Raw genomic sequence first — 19266 nt, forward strand, 5'->3', positions numbered from 1 at the left:
TCAAGAATATCGTAGCCGCGCAGAGACAACTGACCCGTGAGCTGCAAATCGAGCGAATGACCATATCCCGAAGGTTTCTCGGGGTTCCAGTTTAGATTTTCCACCCCCAAGGCTGGTTCATCATAGTAATAATCTATATCCAAAGAAGCACTCTAATCATCCAAAAATTCTAAGAAAAATAAATGCGGCTATCTTAATAACTTTTAATTGTCTACCAAAGATACTTTATCAATAATTTTCAATCACTTGCATCAGCTCATACCTGAGCATATCTGCGCTTGGCATGCGCTCAGCGTGAAAGCGCACAATAGCAATACCAGCACTCGCAAGGGCTTTGTCTTTTTTGTCATCCGCCTTTTGACGTGCTTTACTGGTGTGTGTCCAATCATCAAGCTCGATAGCAACCAGTGTGGTCTGAGCATCAATATCCACAATCACATAATCGACACTTTGACGACAGATACGATTGAACCAAAAGCTACGCTCAGAGGCCTCACTGCTATTTGCTTCGATGATGCGTGACAGCTGAACTTGAACAAAAATATGATATTCCGGCAAAGCGCTTTTTAGCTTATTAAAGAAAATGACCTCAGTATCCGTCATAATCGGCATCGGTGCAAAGGGCCAGATGGCCAGCTCATCACCGCGCACAGGCTTTGGATCAGGCTCAGTGACTGGACGTTTTGCTAACAGCTTTGGTACTGTAATCAGCCCTAAAAATCCAACGGCTAATATTAAAAATATAACACCAAATGACATGGTTTTACCTTATACATGATTAAGGCAGCCAAATATGTATGACAACTTCAATAAAGTGAACTACATACTCAACTGCAACAGGTCAGCCCTTATAGGCTGACAGGTTATACAGAAAAAATCAGGAGCAATCGGCGCACATCGTAGCTAAGCTTGCGCCAATCAGCAAACATTAAAACAAAAAACACGACAATGAATGTCGTGTTTGAATGAAACTTAGATAAGACAATGAAATATTCACAAGAACTTGCTATTTACTTAGCAATAATAGTCATCTGATGATAGTGATTTTCACACTATTTTAGCGCCAGTATAAAACCCAAGCACTGGTCGTATTGACCTTGGGATCGCTATTGATTTTATCTTTTAACGCTAATGCCGCTAATTTACCTCGCTCAGGACCGACGATGACGCGAACCCCACGACTGGTCGGGCTGGTCTTAACTTGGTAGCCAGCTGATTGAAATTTCTTTGCTAATTCATCAGCTTTGGCTTGGTCGTTAGCCAATGCTACTTGCACCCCAAAGCTGCCTTTGGCGTCAGTTTCTTTGACTTCTTTACGGGCTTCGCTGAGTTTCTGCTGTGCTTCACGCTTAGCATCCGCTGATTTTTTGGCTAAAGCCTCTTCTTTCTTCCGCTTGTCTTCACGTGCCTGCTCAGCCGCTGCCGCTTCACGCGCTAAACGCTCCACCTGCTTACGTGATGGAATGGTGATGTTTTGACCCAATTGTAGCGATGTCGACGGTGACAGATTATTCGCTTGCGCCAACACTTCTACTGGCATATTGTATTGCCGCGCCAGTTTAATTAATCCATCCCCTCTTTTGACTTGATAATCAGAAGGTGATTTTGGTGGCTCATTTTTAGCCGCTTCTGCTGCCTCTCGTTTTTTCTCAGCCGCAGCTTGTGCTTGTTGCTTAGCATCCGCTTGTCTTTTTGCTTCCGCTTCTTTTTTACTTTCTGCTAATTTCTTTGCGGTAGCCTGCTCTTTAATCGCCGCTTGCCTTTGAGCCTCTTGTTGCGCTTGAGCCGCTTTTTGCTGGTCACCAGTGTTTGTCTCACTTTCAGCTGACGCAGCAGCGCTAGTCTTTTTTATTGGCGTTGTAGCGTCATTTTTTTCCGCGTCGGATTTATCACTCTCTTCAACAGCTGGTGCGCTACTGTCCATATACTGCTGACTTTCTGCACGGGCTTTTGCCAATGCTTCCGCTTCAGCGGCTTCTTGTTCGGTTAAGAACTGCTGGGCACGTTTTTCTTGTTCAGCAACACGAGCAGCGCGCTCTTTTTGTTTTTGTGCCAAGATACGTTTTTCAGTCTCGATATCCGTCGTCAGTGGCTGAGGAGATTCTTGCTCAGGGCTTGGCTTATCTACCATTGCTGACGCTGGTTGTGGTTCATTACTATCACCAATCTGTTGCACCATGGCGTATAGCATCACGCTACCGCCGATAATCATCCCAATGCCCAATAAGGCTTGTCTCGAAAAATTCATCCGTTTACGTCTCTTAGTTGGTAATAAGGTTGATTGAGCGGCGCAACTCTTGTTCAAAAACTGTCATCTCAAAACTATGTTTAGATAGACCTAATAGCTTTGATAGGTGCAAGTGCCACCAGTTGCGTCCATCCATTTTTAAAAGTTATGTCGAGCTTTTTATAACATTGTATTGCAGTATGCTAAATCACTTTGATTATAAAGCATATTTTTCATACTGTCTGCCATCATGCTACTGCTAAGATTAACATTAAATAAGCATGATTTTAATTTAAATTATCAGCCACAAGTGCTGCCAGTGCCTCGCCGATCGTATGAAAGGAGCCACATACCACAATGAGGTCTTGCGGCTGACTGGCATTTATCACGGCCTGCGTCGCATCTTTCAATCTAGCAAAATCGTGTATTTGAGCATCATCGACATAGCTTGATAAGATACCTTGCAAGTGCTCAGTGCTCGCTGCGCGTGGATAATCAATCTCAGCGACAAACCAATCGCTAATCGGTAATCCCGCTTCGGTCAAACGCTGCACGACTTTATTGATATCTTTATCGCCCAACATAGAAAACAGCATTTTAATGCTGGCAGGTTTGCTGTGAGCTTGATTTTTTTGGCTGCTGTTTTGACTACTGCTTTGATTAAGAGCATCAAAGCTCTTTTGATTGGCTAAATGCTGCTGCCAAAGCGGTAATAATTGCGCCAATAAAAACTCAACGCCTTGCTCGTTATGCGCGACATCAAACAACCAATGGCGATTATGCATCTTGCGATAATCGAAGCGACCGGCGAGCTTTACCGCTTGTAATGCTTGCTCAATAGCAGTGCTATCGACATTTAACGAACTTGCAAGCACTGCTGATAACGCATTGGCAGTATTGGTCAATGACAATGCTGGGCGTGGTAACTGCATGGTGACCGCGGCATTGCTGTATTGCCAAGCGCTTGCATCCACTTCACGATAATCAAAATCTTGCCCAACTCGATAACAGGTCGCCTGATGCTTATCAATGGCTTGCTGCACACTGACTGGCATCACAGTAGCGCCATAAATCAAGCTGATACCATCACGTAAGATACCTGCTTTCTCACGCCCAATATCTTCGACATTGTCACCCAGCCAGTCAACATGATCGATAGCGATATTGGTAATCACTGCCATATCAGGATCGATGATATTGACCACATCTAAGCGCCCTCCCAGCCCGACTTCTAGTACCCAGACATCGCAGTCCGCTTCGGCAAATATTAATAACGCGGCAAGTGTGGTCATCTCAAAAAATGACAAGGTCAGCTCACACGCTAATCGCGCTGCTTCTACCTTGCTAAAGGCATCAATTAACGTCTCGTCACTGACCATCTCGCCATTGATACGCACGCGCTCGTTAAATACACTTAGATGCGGTGATTGATACAGAGCCGTCTTATACCCTGCTGCTTGGCACATCTGCGCGATGACAGCTGTCGTTGAGCCTTTGCCATTGGTGCCCGCCACCGTGAATACATAAGCATCATCTTTGGCTGACTGTACCACGCCTAACGCCTCAGCAACTGGCAAAACTCGCGACAACCCCATATCTATTGCTGATACATGAATCTGCTGCATATAATCGAGCCATTCGGTCAAGCTAGAGTGATTGTTGGGAGTGTTAGGGTTAGAAAGTAGAGAGTCGGACATGGACAGAACCTATATATAATTTTTCGAATAAAAAATAGAGGATTAGAAAGCAGTCATTAAGAAAGTAGAGACAGTATATAACTACCTGCTCAAAAAGCAAAAATAGCATTTACCGCTGTTGACGATAAATGCTATTGATTGGTTTTACTCTGTCAGCAAAATTTAGCATTCTGCTACATAATATGCAGTGTTAGACTCAATTATCCGTTAGTCAAGCCGCTGAGCAAGTTAAGCATCAACATTAGGCATGTGACTTAACTTTGCCAGCAAACGATAAATGGTATCAATCATTTGATGACGATGTACAACTTCATCAACCACACCATGCTCTAATAAGAACTCGGCACGCTGGAACGGCTCTTCTAGCGTCTCACGGACCGTTTGTTCAATGACCCGTTTACCAGCAAAACCAATCATCGCTTTTGGTTCTGCTAAATGAATATCACCTAACATAGCGAGTGATGCAGTCACACCACCATAAACAGGATTGGTCAATATCACGATATACGGCACGCCAGCAATTCTCAAACGCTCAATCGCTGCGGCAGTACGAGCCATCTGCATCAAAGACAGCAAACCTTCTTGCATACGCGCTCCACCAGAAGCGGCAAAGCATACTAAGGGTACTTTATCTTCAAGCGCTTTTTCAGCTGCTTGGACAAAACGGTCACCAACGACAGAACCCATAGAACCGCCCATAAAGCGGAAGTCAAAGGCACAAGCAACCACATCAAGATTGCGCAGCTTGCCATACAGCACAATCAGCGCCTCAGACTCGCCTGTCTTATCTTGTGCTTCTGTCATACGCTGCGGATACGGCTTACTATCCACAAAGCTTAGCGGATCTTTGGCAGTAAACTGTTGCCCTAGCTCACCTTCTACTTGATCGAGCAACCAGTTTAAGCGCTCACGAGCACTCATCGGTAAATGATGATCACAATGCGGGCAAACATAGCAGTTAAAAATCAGTGCCGTATTGGTAATCATCGAGTGGCAGCTGCTGCATTTCGTTGACGGTTCAGTCTCTACTGCCGTTAAAGGTGCGGTCAGTTGCTGCTTAATACCCGGTATCGGGCGATTAAACCATGATTGCCCAGCAGTATTACCGTTTGGCTCAGCGTTGCTTTTTTCAGTATGGTTCGGAGTCGTCATATCAGGTTTTATTATCGTATCAGTCATATTATTCGCCATTATCAAAGGCTTATCGACAAGCCGGCTCATTCGCTTGTCCCTAAGAATCCATTTATAAGAGTCAGTTTAATCGTCACATATCCCCATAACTTTAGCAGTTATAAGGCACGCTTACGTGAAACTGTAACAATTTATATGTGATGTTAGTTTACACACGTAAACTAACTTTAGCAAAGTCATTTAACCTTGTCTTTATAAACATTGTTATTCGTATTGCCATGACGATTTAAGTGACGATAATTTAACTTTATTTAACTCAGACACTTAAACTATCAAGTGCACCGCGTAGCTCATCCATTTTTGCCATGATTTTTTGCTGAGCGGCGGCAACCGCAGTGCTATCATTTGCATCTATGTCAGCAAAATTTTGAACTAAGGCACTACCGACGATAATACCATCGGCATGCGCTCCAATCGCTTTGGCAGACGTTGCATCGCGAATACCAAAACCCACACATACTGGCAGATCCGTTGCTGCTTTAATCGCTTGCACTTGAGTCGCAACATCATCAGTATCAAGCGTTGCCGAACCAGTAACGCCTTTTAGTGACACATAATAAATATAACCACCGCAATGGGTCAATACTTGCTCACGGCGCTCAGGCAAAGTCGTTGGTGATAATAAGAAAATCTCATTCATCGAATGTTCAGTCAAATGCTGGGTAAAGCTGCCCGCCTCGCTTGGCGGCAAATCAACCATCAAAATACCATCGACACCTGACTGCTCACATAGCGCGACAAAGTTGTCATAGCCGATGATTTCAACGGGATTGAGATAGCCCATCAAAATAATGGGCGTCTGCGTGTCTTGCTGACGGAACTCTGCAACCATTTTCAGTGCATCACGCGTACTCGTACCTGCGGCTAATGCACGCTCGCCAGCCAACGCGACGGTTGGGCCATCTGCCATTGGGTCAGAGAACGGCAAGCCGACTTCAATCATATCCGCGCCATGCTTAACCAAATCATGAAGCAAACCAACGAAGTTGCTTGGATTGGGGTCACCTGCCATTACATAAGGAATCAAGGCTTTTTTGTTTTGTGCTTTTAAGGTTTCAAAAGTGCTTTCAATTCTGGTCATAGTAGTCTCTTAATTATTATAAACTGGCTTGGTTAACCCTTGATTTAATAATCCATATTAAACAAAGGGTGCTAAGCAGTTTTTCTTATAATGGATAATTCAATAACTTGTAAAATAGCTTATCAAAATAGAGGCTACTACAACTCAATCCCTTCTGCCTTCATCACTGAATGCAAATCTTTATCGCCGCGACCTGACATGTTGACGATAATGGTTTGATCAGGCGTCATTGTCTTAGCGAGCTTCAGTGCATAAGCGACCGCATGAGCAGATTCGAGTGCAGGGATGATGCCTTCTTTACGCGTGACTTCATGGAAGCCTTCTAGCGACTCTTTATCGGTACAACCAACGTATTCAACACGCTTCATGTCTTTTAAAAAGCTATGCTCAGGACCAACACCAGGATAATCAAGTCCAGCTGAAATAGAATGCGTTTCTTGAATTTGACCTTCATCATCGGCCATCAAGTAGGTACGGTTACCGTGTAATACACCAATACGACCAGCAGCCAGTGGCGCTGAATGGCGACCTGTTTCGATACCGTCACCCGTTGCTTCAACGCCATACATTTTGACTTCAGTATCATTTAAGAAGTCAAAGAATAGACCAATAGCATTCGAGCCACCGCCAACGCAAGCGACCAAGGCATCTGGTAATTTACCCGTTTTTTCTAAATGCTGGATACGTGCCTCTTTACCAATAATCGCTTGGAAATCGCGTACTAAGAGAGGATAAGGATGCGGACCAGCAACTGTACCAATGATGTAATACGTGCTATCCACATTGGTAACCCAATCTCGCATGGCTTCATTCATCGCGTCTTTAAGGGTACGTGAGCCAGAAGTCACTGGTACGACCGTTGCACCAAGTAAGCGCATACGATAAACGTTCATCTTTTGACGCTCGACATCGTCCGCGCCCATATAAACGATACACTCAAGCCCTAAACGCGCGGCAATCGTCGCCGTCGCGACACCATGTTGCCCTGCGCCAGTCTCAGCAATAATGCGTTTTTTACCACACATTTTGGCAAGCAATGCTTGTCCGATGGTATTATTGACCTTATGTGCACCTGTATGGTTCAGGTCTTCACGTTTGAAATAAATTTGTGCGCCGCCGATCTCATCACTCAAACGTTTGGCATGATAGAGTGGCGTTGGACGACCGACATAATTAACCAAATCATTGTGATACTCTTCCCAGAACGCTGGATCCGCTTTAACCTTAGTGTATAGCGCCTCTAGCTCTTCTAGTGCTGCCATCAAGGTTTCAGAGACAAAGCGACCACCATGGACACCAAAATGTCCACGGGCATCAGGATATTGGTTAAAGTCCTGTACGTTTTCAGGATTGGTAAAGGTATTGATAGCGTTGGCAGTAGCCGATACATCTTTGTTAGCGACATGACTCATGATAATTCCTACTATAATAAGTGGTATTTTTTAAGATAAATAAGGGGAAAAATTTTCAAATAATTAGCTATTTAACGGATAAAAACTACACGGCTAAAAAACTAGTTACCGATATTCGAAGGTTCGCCAAGCGTCTCATTTTGCCATCGGTCGCGTTTTACCGCTTTCATAAAGGCACGCATTTTGGCAGCGTCTTTTTTGCCTTTGTCAGACTCAATCCCACCACTGACATCGACCGCATAAATAGGCAAATCTAAAGTGGCAGCGACATTATCGGCATCAAGCCCGCCCGCTAAAATAATGGGTAGCGAGCTGTTTTGCGGTAACAGACTCCAATCGAAGCGTGCCCCTGTGCCACCATATTTATGAGGATGGTAAGCATCCAATAAGATACTGTTCGCGCCAGCGGCGGCAAACGCATTAATCTCGGCGCTTACGCTAGCAGCAGTGTGTTGTTCAGCATTGATACGCAGTGCTTTTATCCAGCGTTTATTGACCGCACTGGCCAACTGCGCACATTGCTCCGGTGTTTCATCCCCATGAAATTGAATGATATCAAAAGAGACTCGGTTCGCTAATTCTGTCAGCTCTGCGCGCGGCATATTCACCACTAGAGCCACTATACTTATAAACGCTGGCAAAGAAGCACTTAACGACTGCGCCTGCTCGATAGTGACAGCGCGTGGACTGGGCGGATAAAATACCAAGCCAACCGCATCAACACCCAACTGGGCGGCAGTTTTAATATCATTAGGCTGGGTAAACCCGCAAAACTTAACGTGCATGATGTGACCTTAGATATAACACTCAGTACGACATTATTAGACTGTCTTGGCTAACTTGACAGAAGGTAAACGTCAATTGCCAACGCTAAAGCGTAAATATGAGGATTTGTTAATTGAATGGTAAATCCATTGCATCCAAAAACTTATCCTAGCATACTTTTATTACCAGTTTTGTTTATGATTGCGATTGATTAATAGAGGAATAGTTGAATGTCTAAAACGGCGGCGGAAACGTCTCATAACACTGATGGTACCGATAGCACCGAAACGAGCAATGTCAACAATAATGACGATGCCACTAGCGTAAATCCACCGCATTATTTAATGTGGTTTCGTCGTGACCTGCGAGTTCATGATAATACCGCATTGGCAGCGCTTTGCGAGCGGGCAAATGCGGATAACGCCTCCGTAAGCGCTATTTACTTCGTGACGCCTGAACAATGGCAAGCACATGATATGTCGCTGACACAGCTCGACCACATCGCTCGCACCTTGCCTATCCTAGCCAAATCCCTGCAAACACAATTAAACATCCACTTAACAGTACAGGTCTGCTCAAGCTTTTCTGACTGTGTTGAGGCACTGCTAGATATCTGTAGCGCGAACCAGATCAGCACTGTCATGGCCAATCACGAGTATGAAGGCAATGAGATTAAGCGCGATCAACAACTAACCAAGCAACTGGCGCACAACGATATAGAATTTATCCGCTGGCATGATCAATGTATCTTACCACCACAAACCATCACCACGAACGATGACAGCATGTATCAGGTATTTACCCCGTTTTATAAAAAATGGCGGCATACCTTGGACGTTAGCACCATGCAAATGCATGAGGCATCCGCCATAAGTGGCAATACTAAAGTCAAACTAGAAATATCACACGCCAGCGCTACTATCAAAGACTTAGAAAGGTTAAGTAAAGAAGTAGTCGAAGATTATCAAAAGACACTGCAAAATACTGGCTTATTAGAACACATAAATATAGACACTCAGCTTGAGCACGCTCGGGCAGCCTACCCTGCTGGCGAAGATGCTGCTTGCCAGCGTTTAGAGGATTTCATCACTGATGATATTGATAACTACGATATGAGTCGCGATGTGCCGAGCTTACACGCGACCAGTCAGCTATCCGCCTACCTCACTATAGGGACTATCAGTCCTAGACTGTGCTATTTGCAAGCCACCCTACAATTAGACAAGGCGTTAGAAAAATTACATGGTAATGATAGCGATAACAACGATATTAACCGCTGGATAAGTGAGCTGGCTTGGCGAGATTTTTATCGTCATGTTTTAGACTATAAGCCCGAGCTGATTCATCATAAAGCTTATAAAGAAGAGACAGACACCAAAGTTAGTTGGTCATACGATGAAGATAATTTCAAATCGTGGTGTACTGGTAAAACTGGCGTGCCGTTAGTAGATGCAGCAATGCGCTGCCTGAATACAACAGGCTTTATGCACAATCGCTTGCGCATGGTAACGGCAATGTTTTTGACTAAGGATTTATTGATTGATTGGCGCTTGGGTGAGCGTTATTTTATGCAGCAGCTTATAGATGGTGACTTTGCGTCCAATAATGGCGGTTGGCAATGGAGCGCGTCGACTGGCACCGACTCTGCGCCTTACTTCCGTATTATGAACCCTTTTAGCCAAGCCAAAACCCACGATACCGATGGCGAGTTTATCAAGACGTGGCTGCCTGAATTAAAAGATATCCCTACTACTATCTTGCATAGCGAGGATAAAATGCGTCAAGCACTGGCAAAGGGCGGTAAGTTTGCTGACATTGATTACCCGCTACCGATGGTCGAACATAAAGCGGCTCGCCAATTGGCGATTGCTGAATTTAAAAAATAAGCATCAAAAAGGGCTTTATACGATTTGATTAGATATTTTCGCTCAATATAAAGCCCAGTTCGCCAAAACTCAATTATTTATCAATCACTGCCAACCCTACGAGCTTGTGGTTGGCAATTGACACGCCCCTGCACCCTGCGTGGTTACCGTCACTACGGCACCAGTTAATGAAAATAGCTGTTGCAGTTGGGTTTGCGCATTCTCTAGTGCCATATTCATCACATCACCGCGACAAGCACGTTCGAGCACTTCTTTTTTTGCCATACTTTGCGCTTGTTGCAAGATTTTCGGATCGACTTGCATCATGCCAAAAGCGCCTGTCTGCCAGTCATAAATCTCGATATCATCTAGATAGACAGAAAATATCTCTGACGGTGGTAAGGTAATATTAATTTGTGGCATCGTTGGGACTGGCGTACGAGCGTCGGCTTGCTGTATCTCATCCATATTACTATCAGGCTGCACCACTTGTACCATCTCAGGGGTTATTGCACTTAAATCAATCCCAGCCTCTACACGCCCACGTGCGATAAACAAACCCTTTTGCTCGTCTTGCCACAGCTTCATCCAACTGCCAGGGCGCTGGCTAGTAATGACGGTATCGACACTGAACGCCACCGTTTCCAAACGATTTAACTTTTGGATTTGTGTGACAACGCCTTCACGAGTAATGGTTTCTATCGGTTCCTCTTTGGTCATATTTTGCACGCTATAAATCGCAAAAACGAGTGCGGCAAGACCAATGAGTAGTACTAACCACGACATCATCGCGACGGGTTTTTTCACTTGTGGCTTAGTCGCACTATTATCAAGAGGAGAGCGATTGTCAGGACGGTTCATATATGCACCTTCATAGTTTTATCGTTTATTTTTATAACTACATATTAGGACGTGTCCTCAATTCAATCGAATATCTTTTAAACGGTGATAAAAATGACTAAATTTTGCCAAACATCGTCAAATAGCTTATCAATATCTTGATATTATTTGCGCTACTTTCCTTGTTTAACGCCCATTTATCTCATTTTTATCACCGTTTTTTAAATGAGGACACGCCCTAGAGTCTGTTCAACGTTCAAAGATTGGAGCTATATTGGAGCTACACGAAAAATCATGCACTAATAGGATTAATGCTATTTTTGAGTAGCAACTTCAAGTAATAACTACCAATACGCTACATAATGACTAGCGTTACCCTTTTCTAAAATCGCGGCTCCATTTACTATAAATACGCTTAAAACTGGTAAATAATCGAGTTATAGCGACCTCATTTGCTCCTTTAAGTCTGGTTCTGTCTGAAAAAACAAAAAGTCATTGCGTCTTAGGCTAACTTTACCTAACATAGTCAGATTGTATAAGCAAAATGTTGGCGTACATCTATTTTTCTGGTTTTTATGCTTAAAATATGACGCTGCCAACATAAACGTTGTAATGCAAAATGAAAAGTTTCAGCCTTTTTGCAAAGCGTTTTATGAATGCACTTTCTACTCATGTACTGTTTGTCGCAGTACTTTTTAGCTAGGTATGTCCTAGACTATTACCAAGTGATAAAAGGTAAGCTTGCGTCGGCCATCAAAGCACACGCTCAATATCCTACTATTTCTTATTTATTTTATCGTTGATAAGGTTATGCTTTATTTATGAAAGCCAGTCAATTTTTATTTGCCACTCTAAAAGAAACCCCAAATGATGCCGATATCGCCTCAAGCCAATTGATGGTGCGTGCCGGTCTTATTCGTAAAATTGCTTCTGGGTTATATATTTGGTTGCCCATGGGGCTGCGTGTCTTACAAAAAGTCGAGCGCATTGTTCGTGAAGAGATGCAAGAGGTTGGTGCTCAAGAAGTGCTTATGCCCATGACCCAGCCTGCCGAGCTTTGGCAAACGACCGGACGCTTTAACGATTATGGTCCTGAGCTATTGCGCTTCAAAGACCGTCATGATCGCGATTTTGTATTAGGTCCGACGCATGAAGAAGTCATCACCAATCTGGCGCAAGGCGAGCTGCGTAGTTATAAACAACTACCGATTACTTTCTTTCAAATTCAGAACAAATTCCGTGATGAGATTCGTCCACGTTTTGGGGTGATGCGCGCACGTGAATTCACCATGAAAGACGCCTACTCATTCCACGTTGACCAAGCGTCATTGGCCAAGACTTACCATGATATGTATGATGCTTATACGCGTATCTTTACCCGTTTGGGCTTAGATTTCCGTGCGGTACAAGCAGACACTGGTTCTATTGGTGGTTTTGCTTCACATGAATTTCACGTCTTGGCAGATAGCGGCGAAGATGATATCGCCTTCTCTGACTCTTCTGATTATGCAGCCAACGTTGAACTGGCTGAATCGGTGAGCACTGCTGAGCGTCAGCCGCCGAAGATGGAGCGCGAAGACGTCTTAACGGAAAATATGACCACTTGTAAGATGGTTTCTGAGCACCTAGGTGTGCCACTAGAAACGACCGTAAAAACCTTGATCGTCCACGGTCATACCGAAAATGATGAGCCACAACTGATTGCTATCGTCTTACGTGGCGATCATCAGCTAAACACTATCAAAGCTGAAAAAATCGAAGAGGCTAACGTGCCACTGACATTGGCTTCTGATGAAGAGCTAAAAGCAGCTGGCTTGCATAAAGGCTATATTGGTGTTAATTTAGATATGCCTGTATTCGTTGATCGTTCTGCGGCAACTTTGTCAGACTTTGTGTGCGGTGCCAATGAAGTCAATAAACACACCATTGGTATGAACTGGGCACGTGATGCGAGCATTACTCGCGTCGTTGATGTGCGCAATGTGCAAGAGGGCGACCCTTCTCCTGATGGTAAAGGTACGCTAAAAATCAAACGCGGTATCGAAGTCGGTCATATCTTCCAGTTGGGTGATAAGTACTCGCAAGCATTAAATGCTACCGTATCTGGTGAAGATGGTAAGCCTGTGACCCTAATGATGGGTTGCTATGGTATTGGTGTTAGCCGTATTATCGCTGCTGCCATCGAGCAGAACAACGACGAAAACGGCATTATGTGGCCACAAACGCCGACGGTTAATGATTCGATTGCACCTTTTGAAGTCGCCATCATACCGATGAAGTCAAAAGAAGAGACCGTCATGCAGACAGCGACGGCACTCTATGAAGAGTTAAAAGCACAAGGCATCAATGTGCTTCTTGATGATCGTAACGAGCGTCCGGGTGTCAAATTTGCTGATCTTGAATTGATTGGTATTCCACATCGTATCGTGGTTTCAGACCGCAACTTGGCTGAAGGCAAATACGAATACGTCAATCGCCGTGAAGCAGAAAAACAAATGCTAAGCCGGGAAGAAGTACTGGCAAAAGTAAGCAGCAAATAGTTTTTTTAATAAAACTTACGTAATAAAAAGCGCCTAGCTCATAAATGAGATAGGCGCTTTTTTATTAGCTATCTATTTGAGCCATATCTACTGACGAATCAAGCGGCTTGGCTGCGGCATTAAGCGGATATCACTGACGCGACAAGGATTGATATCGATACCACCACGGCGTGTATACCAAGCGCGAACCATCAGCTCACTTGGCTCATAGTATTGACTCAAATCAGCAAATATTTGCTCCACACACTGCTCATGAAAACCATTGTGCTGACGAAAACTTAAGATATAACGCAGCATTCCAGCCTCATCGACTGTTTTATTACTGGTAATCGAAACTGCTAATGTACCCCAATCTGGCTGATTGGTCACCGGACAATTACTACGTAGCAAATTAGAATAAAAAGTATAAGGCTGAGCGCTGTCGATTTCTGAATGAGTACCCGTTTTGTCATCATTCAATAACGACGCGTCAGGATGTTCGCACAATGCGACTTTTTCACTACTATTGGCAAGCGCGTCATCGATACAAATACCCTCAGGTTGAGCTACCAATAACCCTGATGCCTTATCATGCAGGTCGTCATTTAAGCCAAACAACTCAACTTGTACGTCTGCTTGTACGCAGGCTGATAAGTCTTTAGCAATCAGCGTTTGCACCTCTGCCCAACTAGCGAATTCAGTAAAGTTGATACTGTTTAGATAGAGCTTAAGTGACTTTGACTCAACGATAAATGGCGAGCTGGCCGGAATGCCAAAACGTGCGATAGCAACTTGCGAGAGTCCTTGCGGATTCAACCAAGACATCTCAAATGCCTGCCACCAATCGATGCCAACCATTAACTTATCGTCTTGCCAGCCAATGACATCACGCCCCATACTGCGGGCAATAGGATACAAGGTTTCTGGACTATACTCAGTTGGATAGTCAGTGGTTTGCTCACCCAAGATACCGTGAATACTCATAAGTTACTTACCTTTCATGCTTAAATATAATGAAACGAAAACACGCTATTTTACAGTAAGGGGCTACCTTACAGGAATAATTTACTACTTACCATCAAGGTCTACTTTGGCATCATTAAAACGTAAGCCATATCGTCAAATCACCTTCAAATATTATAATCATTCGTTCCTTAAATTAGCCAAAAAGCTACTGCTTAGAATGTTACAATTGCCTCTTTTTGCTTAACACTACCTATGATAAAAAGAATTCCTTTAGGCTCAGGCTGGATGGTTATTGCAGCCTTCTTGTTTGCCATGATGAGTATCTTGGTCAAAAATGCCGCCACTCAATTGCACATGAATGAATATGAATTGGCCTTTTGGCGCTCCTTGTTGCCTGCCCTAGTCATTTTTGGCACCACACTTGCGCGAAAAAAAACCCTTAAAACACCGTTTTTTTGGGGTCATATGCAGCGTAGTCTCGCAGGCACGACAGCATTGTTACTGGCATTTTATGGCTTGGGTCATTTACCACTAGCAACGTCTGTGACGCTGAACTACACCTCTGTCGTTTTTATTGCCTTGCTATCTATTTTTTGGCTAAAAGACAAACCGTCACTCAAAACGTGGGTCGCGCTGCTGATGGGATTAGCGGGTATTTGTCTGATGCTAAAACCTGCCTTCGCCTCCGATAGATTATTGGAGACTTTAATTACCTTAAGCGGCGGTATTTTTACGGCTTTTGCGCTGCTGCAAGTGCGAGAGCTATCCTTGATGGGTGAACCTGCATGGCGGATTGTGTTTTACTTTTCGGCAGTGGCGACCATTGTCTCAGCCATAGCCGCAACATGGTTTGGTTGGAACGCTTTCACGAGCGCAAGTTTGCCTTACATCATCGGCATTGGTGTGACAGGATTGCTCGCTCAATTGGCGATGACGCATGCCTATCACGTGGGGCAAAAATTCACGGTCGCGGCATTGTCCTATTTAACGGTCGTGTTTGCGGCGGCTTATGGGGTCATTTTTGCAGGTGAACACATTGGCTGGGTAGAGATTCTTGGTATTGTGGCGGTCATTTTGGCAGGGATTGTCAGCAGCGTGCCTGACAAAAAAACCGTTAAACTATAGTTTTTCGCTTTTTATACGGATGAATCACAGGTAAGCCTTGATGACTCGTCAGAATCTCAATATCCACGTGATACACTTGGCGTAAAATCTCGGATTGTAATACAGCGCTTGGCGTACCTTGGGCGTGAATATGACCATCAGCTAACAGTAAAACTTCATCCGAAAATTGCGCGGCTAGGCTCAGATCATGCAAGACCATGATACAAATTAACTGGTGCTGCTTGGTGTAATGGCTCACTTTGTCCAATAGATTGATTTGATGGGCCATGTCCAGTGCTGAGACGGGTTCATCAAGCAATAAAATCTTGGGACGGCGCAGTAAGGCTTGGGCAAACATCGCCAGTTGCCGCTGGCCACCACTCAATGATCGGATAGAGCGATGTGCCAAATGGGAAATATTTAACTCTGCCAATAGTTCAACGGCTTCTGTTAATAACTCATCACTGATATGGCGGCTCAAGGCATTCATGCGCCCGAGCAGTACTACTTCGAGGGTAGTCAGCTCGGCGTCGGTGTGACTGTCTTGCGGCATATAAGCAATGGGTTTTCGCCATGCATTGAGATTGGCTTTGCTCTGCGTAGCGCCCTGATAGACGATAGTGCCAGAAAATGCCAACTCGCCAAAAATCGCCTTAAGCAAACTTGACTTACCTGCTCCATTCGCTCCCAAAATGGTATAAATTTTGCCTGATTCAAACTGGGTATCCATAGCGTGAGCCACGGTGTGCGAGCCATATTGGATGGTTAAACGGTCAAGCTTGAGCATAGCGACTTCTTCTATCAAATTGTCAAAAACTAGGGCATGTCTCTACTTAAGCAAACAAACCGCTGAACCAATTCATGAGCTTAGTAAACCACGACACATTTTCAGACGTATTGGCAGCAGGATCGGCTTGAGTCACAGCTGTCGATGAGTCTACATTATTATTGGCTTGGTCTTTAGCATCGTCTTTAGCACTGTCATCACAAACAATTTCTCCACAGCCTAGCTGGATAAAAAACGTACCGTTTGGCTTGACTGGCAAGTATTTTTCGTGAAAATTCATGTAGGTTTTTTCAGGGTCGACATCGGTAAAGGCTTTAGGGTATAACGCTTTTGCCATAAATTGTGCGGCTGCCAAGTCAGACAACGAGCGAGAAGTCGTGTGATAAATGCCATATACACGGTTGTTCTTCACTGCGGGCAGATTTTCCCAACCATTGCGGGTAGTAAAGCCTTTTAGACGGCGCTGGGCTTCATCGGCACTGATATCAATGCCCATTGCCATCGCATTAGGCTGTTTCATACCCACTTCGGTGCCTGAGATCATAATAACGTCAGGTTTACTCACCAAAACTTGCTCAGGGTTAATGACGCCCCAGTCTTCGATAAAGGGTTTACTGATGTTATCACCGCCCACAATATCGGCAATCGCTCCCCACATATTTTTACCAAAGGTAAAGCTGTGCTCTTTTGGTCCTTTATCACCAAATTCGATGTAGATTTTGGGCTTAGGACTTTGTGCCGCTTGTACTCTTTTTTGGATGTCCGCTATACCATCAGCATATTCTTGCGCCACTTGGCTGGCACGTTGCTCGCTGCCCGTCAGTTGCCCAAATATTTGAGTGCTTTTGACATGATTTTTCACCGTTTGATCGTTGTAATCAACTACCACCACTGGAATGTTAGCCGCTTCAAAACGAGGTATTTCGGCTTTTAGCGTATCGTATTGCTGCTTTGCCAGTATCACCACATCAGGTTTCATTGCCAAGGTTTTTTCAAACGAGAACGTGCCCCTATCGATATTGCCAATATCGCCAATGCTTTGCAAATTAGGCAATTTTTGATTATACAAATCCCAGCTACCAGGGTTGAATTTTTCCCAAAACTCTCGAGAAATACCCACCACCTGCCCAAAGTTTTCCGCCCCTGTCGCGGCAATATAATCAGGATAATAGAATCCCAACACCACGCGCTTGGCAGGTACATCGACTTTTACGTCACGTCCTAGTACATCATTGATGGTTTTGACTTCTGCTTGGGCAGTTAACGTCGTTAACATTAAACCTACTGCCACTGTCCCGCAAATCCAGTTTTTCATCGCTTAGTCCAAATAATCCAGAATAAAAAAGGCACGCCCACAAACGACGTGACAATCCCAACCGGAAACAATGCTCCTGGGATAATCACTTTCGATAATACCGATGAGAATGATAAAAACGCCGCGCCAGCGAGCATGGTCGCGGGTAAAAAATAACGTTGGTCTTCGCCAACGAGCAGCCTTGCAACGTGCGGTGCCACCAAACCAATAAAGCCAATCACCCCGACAAAGCTAATCGCTGTTGCCGTCATCATCGCCACTAAAATCAAGGTTTTGATGCGTAAACGCGTAATATTGACACCAAGTGCCGAGGCTCTCTCTTCACCCAGTCTTAGCGCGGTTAATTTCCAATTGTCTCGCATCAGTAGGGTAATACAAATACTACTCACGACGGCGACCACCACCACATTGGTCCAAGTGGATTTGGTTAAACTACCAAATAACCAAAACAAAATCTGCTGCGAGACCTCAGATGATGCAGTAAATTGTACCAATGACAATAGTGACTGAAAAATAAATAACAGCGCAATGCCTACTAATATCAGCGTAGAAGCACCAAACTGTCGCAATGATGCAAACAAAAACAGCACCGCAGAAGCGAGCATCGTCATCGAAAATGCCCCAATAGGCACGGCATATTGCAGTGGCATGCCGAAACTACCAAACGCAATGACCAGTGACGCTCCAAACCCTGCTGCCGCTGCAAGCCCTAGCGTATAAGGGCTTGCCATCGGATTATTAAGTAATGTCTGCATCTCAGCACCACCGGCACCGAGCGACGCCCCCACTAGCAAAGCCATAAACGCAATAGGCAACCGCAGATCATAAACAATGGTATGCGAGGTATCATCCACACCGCTGAGCTGTAGTAATGTTCTAACGACCTCTCCCATCGGTAGCATGGAAGGCCCTGTCATCACATCAAGCACCAGACCCAATAAACACGCTGCCGCCAGCGCCAATAATACCACTCGGCGTTTTGACTCTATGCGACGTTGTTGTCGAATGATTTGTTCGCTGACGGATTGGGTCATCTTGTATCTCAATTGCTAAGGCAGACTTAAGCTACCTTTTGTCTTAAAGATGAGAATTATAGTGTTAATGAGGAACATTCGCAATTAATAGTCTTATCTTTCCCCTTATTAACCCTTTGAATTCACATAATAAGTGCTATTCCATTTGAAAAAAGACATGATAAGACTAGCCTGTTCTTTCACCACCAAGAAATTGCCACGACCGATACGCACCTATTCGAAAAAGAACGATACCAAATTGCGCTAAAGAAAAGGAAAGAAAACTGTCTCCGTGGTACTTTGCAATATTTGCACATATTTTATGCAGGACTGACGATAGACAAACACAGCTGGCAAACTAAAGGTAAAGCTAACATTATTGTAGTATTGTATGAAAAAATGCTATTTGCTATTAATAATTTCAAACAAAACAAAACCTGCCATTGCTGCTCGCGGCGCGGCATGCATTGGGGTCACACTTGCC

The 19266-nt window shown here is 44.4% G+C and carries 15 protein-coding genes; 3 read left to right on the forward strand and 12 right to left on the reverse strand.

Features of this window, described 5'->3' with window-relative positions; translation table 11 throughout:
• Positions 1–228: 228 nt before the first annotated feature.
• From JMX93_RS11720 to JMX93_RS11750, 7 genes are all read right to left on the reverse strand, one after another.
• The gene (locus JMX93_RS11720; RefSeq protein ID WP_499204818.1) at positions 229–759 is read right to left on the reverse strand and encodes a DUF2726 domain-containing protein; all 531 of its coding nucleotides are present in this window, start codon (positions 757–759) and stop codon (positions 229–231) included.
• Between the two features lie 298 nt (positions 760–1057).
• Entirely contained in the window at positions 1058–2248 is a 1191-nt protein-coding gene (locus JMX93_RS11725; protein ID WP_499204819.1) for an SPOR and LysM peptidoglycan-binding domain-containing protein, read from the reverse strand.
• 266 nt (positions 2249–2514) lie between these two features.
• Complete coding sequence (locus JMX93_RS11730; RefSeq protein ID WP_499204820.1) at positions 2515–3924, reverse strand: bifunctional folylpolyglutamate synthase/dihydrofolate synthase; 1410 nt, start codon at positions 3922–3924, stop codon at positions 2515–2517.
• Positions 3925–4152: 228 nt separating this feature from the next.
• Positions 4153–5115 (reverse strand): acetyl-CoA carboxylase, carboxyltransferase subunit beta, encoded by a 963-nt coding sequence (accD, locus tag JMX93_RS11735; RefSeq protein WP_499204835.1) that lies wholly within the window; start codon positions 5113–5115, stop codon positions 4153–4155.
• A 256-nt stretch (positions 5116–5371) separates the two neighbouring features.
• A complete protein-coding gene (gene trpA / locus JMX93_RS11740) occupies positions 5372–6196 on the reverse strand; it encodes a tryptophan synthase subunit alpha (protein WP_193013279.1) in 825 nt (274 codons plus the stop codon).
• A gap of 137 nt (positions 6197–6333) precedes the next feature.
• Positions 6334–7608, reverse strand: coding sequence for a tryptophan synthase subunit beta (gene trpB, locus JMX93_RS11745; RefSeq protein ID WP_443559460.1), 1275 nt, complete (start codon positions 7606–7608; stop codon positions 6334–6336).
• 101 nt (positions 7609–7709) lie between these two features.
• Positions 7710–8393: a phosphoribosylanthranilate isomerase gene (locus JMX93_RS11750; RefSeq protein ID WP_198333190.1), complete on the reverse strand. Its 684-nt coding sequence runs from the start codon at positions 8391–8393 to the stop codon at positions 7710–7712.
• Positions 8394–8717: 324 nt separating this feature from the next.
• Here JMX93_RS11750 and JMX93_RS11755 point away from each other — a divergent pair, with 324 nt between their 5' ends.
• Positions 8718–10259 (forward strand): cryptochrome/photolyase family protein, encoded by a 1542-nt coding sequence (locus JMX93_RS11755; RefSeq protein ID WP_499204836.1) that lies wholly within the window; start codon positions 8718–8720, stop codon positions 10257–10259.
• Between the two features lie 96 nt (positions 10260–10355).
• Here the strand turns inward: JMX93_RS11755 and JMX93_RS11760 are convergent, their stop codons facing one another.
• Complete coding sequence (locus JMX93_RS11760; protein ID WP_443559466.1) at positions 10356–11099, reverse strand: DUF4230 domain-containing protein; 744 nt, start codon at positions 11097–11099, stop codon at positions 10356–10358.
• Between the two features lie 800 nt (positions 11100–11899).
• Between JMX93_RS11760 and JMX93_RS11765 the strand changes: the two genes are divergently transcribed.
• Positions 11900–13618, forward strand: a complete 1719-nt coding sequence (locus tag JMX93_RS11765) for a proline--tRNA ligase (RefSeq protein WP_443559468.1) — start codon at positions 11900–11902, stop codon at positions 13616–13618.
• An 87-nt stretch (positions 13619–13705) separates the two neighbouring features.
• Here the strand turns inward: JMX93_RS11765 and queF are convergent, their stop codons facing one another.
• Positions 13706–14581, reverse strand: a complete 876-nt coding sequence (queF, locus tag JMX93_RS11770; protein ID WP_499204821.1) for an NADPH-dependent 7-cyano-7-deazaguanine reductase QueF — start codon at positions 14579–14581, stop codon at positions 13706–13708.
• 234 nt (positions 14582–14815) lie between these two features.
• On the opposite strand from queF, the gene JMX93_RS11775 reads away from it, so the two are divergent.
• Positions 14816–15688, forward strand: a complete 873-nt coding sequence (locus JMX93_RS11775; RefSeq protein ID WP_499204822.1) for a DMT family transporter — start codon at positions 14816–14818, stop codon at positions 15686–15688.
• Here JMX93_RS11775 and JMX93_RS11780 read toward each other — a convergent pair.
• From JMX93_RS11780 to JMX93_RS11790, 3 genes are read right to left on the reverse strand one after another with little or no spacing between them, the layout of a single operon-like run.
• Positions 15678–16454, reverse strand: a complete 777-nt coding sequence (locus JMX93_RS11780; protein ID WP_499204823.1) for an ABC transporter ATP-binding protein — start codon at positions 16452–16454, stop codon at positions 15678–15680. The genes JMX93_RS11775 and JMX93_RS11780 overlap by 11 nt on opposite strands.
• A 46-nt stretch (positions 16455–16500) precedes the next feature.
• The gene (locus JMX93_RS11785) at positions 16501–17769 is read right to left on the reverse strand and encodes an ABC transporter substrate-binding protein (protein WP_499204824.1); all 1269 of its coding nucleotides are present in this window, start codon (positions 17767–17769) and stop codon (positions 16501–16503) included.
• On the reverse strand, positions 17766–18803 hold the full coding sequence (locus JMX93_RS11790) for a FecCD family ABC transporter permease (RefSeq protein ID WP_193013291.1): 1038 nt from the start codon (positions 18801–18803) through the stop codon (positions 17766–17768). The genes JMX93_RS11785 and JMX93_RS11790 overlap by 4 nt, the downstream gene beginning before the upstream one ends.
• Positions 18804–19266 lie beyond the last annotated feature (463 nt).

Source organism: Psychrobacter muriicola 2pS (assembly GCF_904846535.1).
Lineage (GTDB): Bacteria > Pseudomonadota > Gammaproteobacteria > Pseudomonadales > Moraxellaceae > Psychrobacter > Psychrobacter aquimaris.